1 protein-coding gene is annotated in these 337 nt (G+C 44.8%); it reads left to right on the top strand.

Annotated features, from left to right (window positions below; translation table 11 throughout):
- The coding region (locus QN347_RS19620) for a cytochrome c biogenesis protein ResB (RefSeq protein WP_323494369.1) at positions 1-337 on the top strand (337 nt) is incomplete at both ends.

The raw sequence follows: 337 nt of genomic DNA, 5'->3' as shown, positions 1-337 counted from the left end.
GTAATACCACTATTCCAGAAGGCGCTACAAGCAGTACTGCAATTATTCAGCAACAAACAGGTGTACTGATTCAGGATTTGCCACTTACGATCAAACTGAATAAATTCATCATCGACTACTACTCAACGGGCATGCCCAAACTTTTTGCCAGCGAAGTGATGGTAAAAGATCATGAGACAGGTAAAACTTTTTCAGCCACCATCAAAGTGAATGAGCCGCTGATTTATAAAGGCGTTGCGGTTTACCAGTCCGGTATTGAGGACGGCGGTAGTCATTTGTCGCTGGCCGCATATCCCATGTCCGGTGATGCAATGACGAGTATTGCCATATCTGGTGA

The sequence above is a fragment of the Sphingomonas sp. 10B4 genome (genome assembly GCF_035019905.1).
GTDB lineage: Bacteria > Pseudomonadota > Alphaproteobacteria > Sphingomonadales > Sphingomonadaceae > Sphingomonas > Sphingomonas glacialis.
This window is presented reverse-complemented; position numbering and strand designations above follow the sequence as displayed.